The sequence below is a fragment of the Mycolicibacter heraklionensis genome (assembly GCF_001021505.1).
In the GTDB taxonomy this organism is placed as follows: Bacteria; Actinomycetota; Actinomycetes; order Mycobacteriales; family Mycobacteriaceae; genus Mycobacterium; species Mycobacterium heraklionense.
The window spans coordinates 1-5,765 of the sequence record NZ_LDPO01000046.1 but is presented as its reverse complement, the minus strand read 5'-3'; the positions used below and the strand labels follow the sequence as shown (position 1 = coordinate 5,765).

Here is a 5,765-nt window from a genome sequence, read left to right as displayed (position 1 = left end):
CGGTTATCCGCCGCCCCCACCGCCCGGCAACTATCTGCCGCCCGGCGGCTATGTGCCGCCCGCACCTGCCGGCCCGAACGAATACCCGGGACTCGGCGCCCCTCCCGGATATCCTCCGCCGGGCTACGGCAACCCCCCGGGTTACCCGCCGTCGGGCTATGGCACGCCGTATCCGGGCAGCTACTTCAATCCGGGCCAGGCGCAGAAGACCAACGTCCTGGCGGTCAGCTCCCTGGTGGTGTCGTTGCTCGGCCTGGTGTTCTGGCCGCTGGGGGTGGCCGGCGTCATCCTGGGGGGTGTCGCGCTGAGCCAGATCAGGTCGACCGGTGAGGCGGGCCACGGTCTCGCGGTAGCCGGTACCGCGATAGGCGGTGTCGCCGTGACTCTTTCGTTCATTCTCGCAATGATCGCCCTGAACTAAGCGCCGAGCCGAGGTTCACCGGCCGCCCGGCGGGACGAAGACAGTTGCCCGCCTTTGCGCGACAGCACAGGGCGGGAAGCGGTGGCGACTGTGGCGCCTGAGGCCTGTCGTCAGCCCTAGGGTCGCGGCGACTTCACCGGCAGCCGCCACAGCCAGAACGCCAGTCGCCCTGACCGACGTTGCGCTGGTCATGAGGGCACCGGAGATTTGCTTTTGCTTCGCAGCGATGGCTACGTCGACACCGTTGAACACTTCCGGGACTCGCGTGCCGAATCCTGGTCGGCCGGCCGGGGCCTCGGCCGATGGCTAAATAATCTAGAGGTAAATCTCACAATGAAGCGATTGCACTCTAAGTATAAATTAAGTATTATTCCTCCAGAGCAGACGCGAGTTCATGTTTCAGGTCAATTAGCTTGGAGGAGCGAACAATGGCTATGTTCTCATCGGTGCCCGTCACCGCGGGCCTGGCCGTCATCGGTGCCGGCTTGCTTGCCCCCGCGCCGCCCGCGGTTTCGCTGTCGGCGCCCCCGCAGGAGCATCGCGTCCAGCTCGCCGGGGCGTCCTTCTCTGACTTCCTGACATCCCACGGCTCAGCCGAGTGGACTTCCGCCGACCCAGGTGAAGCTGCCGACTACGGCAGTGACGTCAGTTATCCCGACATGGACCATATCCCAAACAATGCCCGTGACATCTTGCAGGCGGTAGTAGACCTGGGGCAGGCCCAGATCAGCGCGGGCCTCAGCGGTGTCTCCGGGGGTGACTTGATTGCAGGCTTGTGGGAGATCAGCAGCGGGTTGAGCAATCTTTTTGTCGCCGCCCCCGAAACCGCCGTCCTGGGCATGATCGACACGGCCCTGGCGCAGCAGATCGTCTTCCCCTATTTCGCGCCCAATATCCTCGTGTGGTCGTCGCTGGACTTCGGCGGGCTGATCAACGACATCCAACAGCGATCCGTGGCCGGAATGTCTGCGATATCGGACGGTATCGGAGCTCTTGCATTCGACGACATCAACGTCGGCCTGGCCAGCATCGTTGTCGGTCTGAACCATTTGCTGGTGGAAATCCCGCTGGATCTCATTCTCGGGCCCGCCACCGTGCTACTGGCCGGTTTGTGATGGGCGGTAGCACCCGTCGCTTTACCGCGCAGGCGGCGCCAACTCGATCCCATTGACATAACGCAACAGTCGCTCAAAGGCGGGCACTGGTCGTCATGGGTCGGTCCGCGGCGCGGCCCTACTGAACCCCGCTAGGCCGGCGGTGTGAACGGCAGCGCCTCACGGCGCATCCCGGCCGCCCGGCCCTTGCCCGCCACCACCAAAGCCATTTTGCGGCTGGCCTCGTCGAGCATCTCGTCACCGAGCATCACCGCACCGCGGGCACCGCCGGCCTGCGAGGTGTGCCACGCATAGGCCTCCAGGATCAGCTCGGCATGGTCGTACTCGGACTGACGCGGGCTGAAGATCTCATTGCCCGCCGCGATCTGGTCGGGATGCAGCACCCATTTGCCGTCGTAACCGAGCGCGGCCGAGCGGCCGGCCACCCGCCGGAACGCCTCGACGTCACGCACTTTCAGATACGGCCCGTCGACGGCGGCGACCCCGTGGGCGCGCGCCGCCACCAGGATCGTCATCAACACGTGGTGGTAGGCGTCGCCCTCGGTATAGCCCTCGGGCTGCTCACCGACCTCCAGGGTGCGGGTGTTGAGGCTGGCCATCAGGTCGGCCGGCCCGAGCACCAGCGCCTGCACCCGCGGCGCCGCGGCGATCGCGTTGATGTTCATCAGGCCGCGGGCATCCTCGATCTGGGCGTCGACACCGATCTGCCCGACCGGCAGCCCGTGGATGGTCTCCAGCTGGGTGAGCAACAGATCGAGGGCCTGCACATGCGAGGCGTCGGACACCTTCGGCAGCACGATCACGTCGAGTCGGGTGCCAGCGGCACCGACCGCCGAGACCACCTCGATCAGGTCGGCATGGGTCCACGGTGTGGTCCAGTCGTTGACCCGCACGCCCAGCAACGGGGCCGTCCAGTCCCGCGCTGTCAGCGCTTGGGCGACCAGGCCCCGAGCCTGCTCTTTGGCCGCTGGAGCGACGGCGTCCTCCAAGTCGAGAAAGACCTCGTCGGCGGACAGACCCTTGGCCTTGTCGATCATCTTCTGGCTGCTGCCAGGCACCGATAGGCAAGTACGGCGGGGGCGATACACGTTGGTCACCTAAATACTCCTACCCTTTCAACCATGGCGTCGAGCAACAGGGTTTACGCAGCGCGGCTTGCGAGGATGCTGGTGCTAGGCCCGTTCGGCGAATCCGTCGGTCGGGTCCGCGATGTGGTCGTCAGTCTCAGTATCGTGCGTCAGCAGCCGCGTGTGCTGGGCCTGGTGGTCGAACTCCCTACTCGCAGACGCATCTTCGTGCCGATTCTGCGGGTCGCGTCGATCGAACCCAACGCGGTCACCCTCAACACCGGAACGGTGTCACTGCGCAAGTTCAACCAGCGGCCCGGCGAGGCACTGGTGCTCGGCCAGGTTTTGGACACCAAGGTCCGGGTCACCGACCCGGAGCTGCCGGAGTTGGCCGGCGTCGATGTGGCGATCACCGACTTGGCCATCGAACAGAGCCGCACGCGCGACTGGCTGGTCACCCGGATCGCGGTGCGGCATTCCCGGCGGCTGGGCCGGCGCGCCGCCGTCCACATCGTGGACTGGCACAACGTGCAGGGCCTGACCCCGTCCGCGCTCGCGATGCCCGGGCAGGGCGTGGCGCAGCTGCTGCAGCAGTTCGAGGGCTGGCGGCCGATCGAGGTCGCCGACGCCATCCGCGAGCTGCCGCCCAAGCGCCGCTACGAGGTGATCAACGCGCTGGACAACGCACGGCTGGCCGACATCCTGCAGGAGCTCCCGGAGGAACGTCAGGCCGTCGTACTGGCCCAGCTGGGCACCGATCGGGCCGCCGACGTGCTGGAGGAGATGGACCCCGACGACGCCGCGGACCTGCTGGGCGTGATGAACCCCACCGAGGCCGAGACGCTGCTGGCCAGGATGGACCCCGACGACTCCGACCCGGTGCGCCGACTGCTGGAGCACTCCCCCGACACCGCAGGAGGCCTGATGACCTCCAACCCGGTGGTGCTGACCGCCGACACCTCGGTCGCCGAGGCGCTGGCCCGGGTGCGCGACCCCGACCTGACTCCGGCGCTGTCGTCGCTGGTTTTCGTGACACGGGCTCCCACCGCCACCCCGACCGGCCGCTACCTGGGCTCCGTCCCGCTGCAGCAGCTGCTGCGGGTGCCGCCGGCCGAACTCATCGGCGGGTTCGTCGACTCCGACCTGCCGGCATTGAACCCGGAGGTGTCCCTGGCGGAGCTGACCCGCTACTTCGCCGCCTACAACCTGGTCTGCGGACCGGTGCTCGACGAACAGAACCACCTGCTGGGCGCGGTGACGGTCGACGACGTGCTGGATCACCTGCTGCCGGATGATTGGCGCGAAACCCCCGAGCCCGACCTGGGGCCGAAACTCGCCGGGAGGCCGTCGTGACCGACCGCTCGACATCGCAGCGGCTGTCCACGCCGCGCACCTCGCGGTTCCCCAGCTTGAACATGGATCCCGACGCGCTGGGCCGGTTCACCGAATCGGTGGCACGGTTCTTCGGCACCGGGCGCTACCTGGCCATCCAGACCATATTGGTGGTCGGCTGGATCCTGCTGAACGTCTACGCGATCCGCTTCCAGTGGGACCCCTACCCGTTCATCCTGCTCAACCTGGCGTTTTCCACCCAGGCCGCCTACGCCGCGCCGCTGATCCTGCTGGCCCAGAACCGGCAGGAGAACCGCGACCGGGTCAGCTTGGACGAGGACCGCCGTCGCGCCGCACAGACCAAAGCCGACACCGAGTACCTGGCCCGGGAACTGGCGTCACTGCGCCTGGCGGTCGGTGAGGTTGCCACCCGCGACTACCTGCACCATGAGCTCGAGCGGGTCCGGGAACTGCTGGAGACCCTGCGTCCAGACCCCGATCCCGCCGCCCCGGAGCCCGCTCAACGGCCGTCCTGACAGGTGACGCGGACCAGATAACGGTCATCAACGGGACATGTCTTGGGTATGGTGACCTAGTTCACGAAGCCCGTGCGGTTTCACCAGAGCGGAATTAGGGGCGGTCGAGTGCCAACAGGGGGCGGCGCAGCGGAACGCGTGTCCCGCGCTGCCAGATTGCGGCGGGCGGCCCGCTCAGCCCTGCGGCCTGCCTTCGGGCTGACGTTCATCACCCCGCTGGTGTTCGCCGGCGCCGTAGGTGCCACGCCCCGCTCTCCGTCGACCTCGCTGCCGTTGCGCAATGCCGCGGTCACCCCGCTGGCGGCGTCGGTGCACACATCCTCGACCGGTCACTCCTCGGGCCCCTCCGTCGTCGCGGTACGCCGCCCGCAGGCGAACCTGCACGTGGCCGCGGGCGCACCGTCGGCACCGCCGGCAGCGGTCGTCTATGCGCCGGGCACCCTGGGGATCCCCAAGACCGCGCTGGCCGCCTACCAAAACGCCGAACAGCAGATGGCGGTCGCCGATCCCCAGTGCGGGATCAGCTGGAACCTGCTGGCCGGGATCGGGCGCATCGAATCCGGGCACGCCAACGGCGGGGCCACCGATGTGCGCGGCAACGTGCTGCAGCCGATCTACGGGCCGGCGCTGGACGGCACCCTGCCCGGAAACGAAGTCATCGTGGCCAGCAGCGCCCCGGGACGCGTCGTCTACGCCCGCGCACTGGGCCCGATGCAATTCCTGCCCGGAACCTGGTCGCGGTACGCCGCCGACGGCGACGGCGACGGGCGAGCGGACCCGCAGAACGTCTACGACGCGACGCTGGCGGCAGCACGCTACCTGTGCAGCGGCGGGATGAACCTGCGCGAACAGTCACAGGTCCTGACCGCGATCCTGCGCTACAACAACTCGATGGCCTACGCGGAGAACGTGATGGGCTGGGCGGCGGCTTACGCCACCGGGGTGGCCCCCGTCGACCTGCCGCCGATCGTAGGCCCGGCACCGCCGATCGCGGACCTGCACCTGGAGCACCTGGAACACCCGGAAGGGCTCGGGCCCGAGTCGCTCAGCATGCACGGGATGTCCCAGGTCAACCACCCCGCCGAATCGTCGCTGATCGATCTGGGCCAGCCGAGTTTGGAGACCCAGCTGGCGAATATGCCCTGGCTGCCGCCGTGGATGTCCTCGCCCGAGCAGCAACAGCAACAGCAGCTGCCGCGCCCCGCGGCGGCCTGCCGGATGATCTGCCTGGAGCCCCAAGCCGCGCCGGCCCCACCAGCGCCGCCCAACGGCGTCCCGCCGGCCCCCTTCGGTC

The 5,765-nt window shown here is 68.0% G+C and carries 6 protein-coding genes; 5 read left to right on the top strand and 1 reads right to left on the bottom strand.

Going from position 1 to position 5,765, the window contains the following annotated elements; all coding sequences use genetic code 11:
* Together ABW16_RS23440 and ABW16_RS23435 are read left to right on the top strand one after the other, a co-directional pair.
* A partial coding sequence (locus tag ABW16_RS23440) for a DUF4190 domain-containing protein (RefSeq protein WP_047321609.1) occupies positions 1-421 on the top strand: 421 nt, incomplete at its 5' end.
* A gap of 446 nt (positions 422-867) precedes the next feature.
* The gene (locus ABW16_RS23435; RefSeq protein ID WP_131721562.1) at positions 868-1,536 is read left to right on the top strand and encodes a hypothetical protein; all 669 of its coding nucleotides are present in this window, start codon (positions 868-870) and stop codon (positions 1,534-1,536) included.
* A gap of 131 nt (positions 1,537-1,667) precedes the next feature.
* Here the strand turns inward: ABW16_RS23435 and ABW16_RS23430 are convergent, their stop codons facing one another.
* Positions 1,668-2,633, bottom strand: coding sequence for an HpcH/HpaI aldolase/citrate lyase family protein (locus tag ABW16_RS23430; protein WP_082134306.1), 966 nt, complete (start codon positions 2,631-2,633; stop codon positions 1,668-1,670).
* A 24-nt stretch (positions 2,634-2,657) separates the two neighbouring features.
* Here ABW16_RS23430 and ABW16_RS23425 point away from each other — a divergent pair, with 24 nt between their 5' ends.
* From ABW16_RS23425 to ABW16_RS23415, 3 genes are all read left to right on the top strand, one after another.
* Positions 2,658-3,956 carry a magnesium transporter MgtE N-terminal domain-containing protein gene (locus ABW16_RS23425; RefSeq protein WP_047321606.1) on the top strand — a complete coding sequence of 433 codons (1,299 nt, stop codon included), beginning with the start codon at positions 2,658-2,660 and terminating at the stop codon, positions 3,954-3,956.
* Entirely contained in the window at positions 3,953-4,471 is a 519-nt protein-coding gene (locus ABW16_RS23420; RefSeq protein ID WP_047321605.1) for a DUF1003 domain-containing protein, read from the top strand. The genes ABW16_RS23425 and ABW16_RS23420 overlap by 4 nt, the downstream gene beginning before the upstream one ends.
* 138 nt (positions 4,472-4,609) lie before the next feature.
* Positions 4,610-5,765: lytic transglycosylase domain-containing protein (locus tag ABW16_RS23415; protein WP_233424863.1), on the top strand; the 1,156-nt coding region annotated here is incomplete at its 3' end.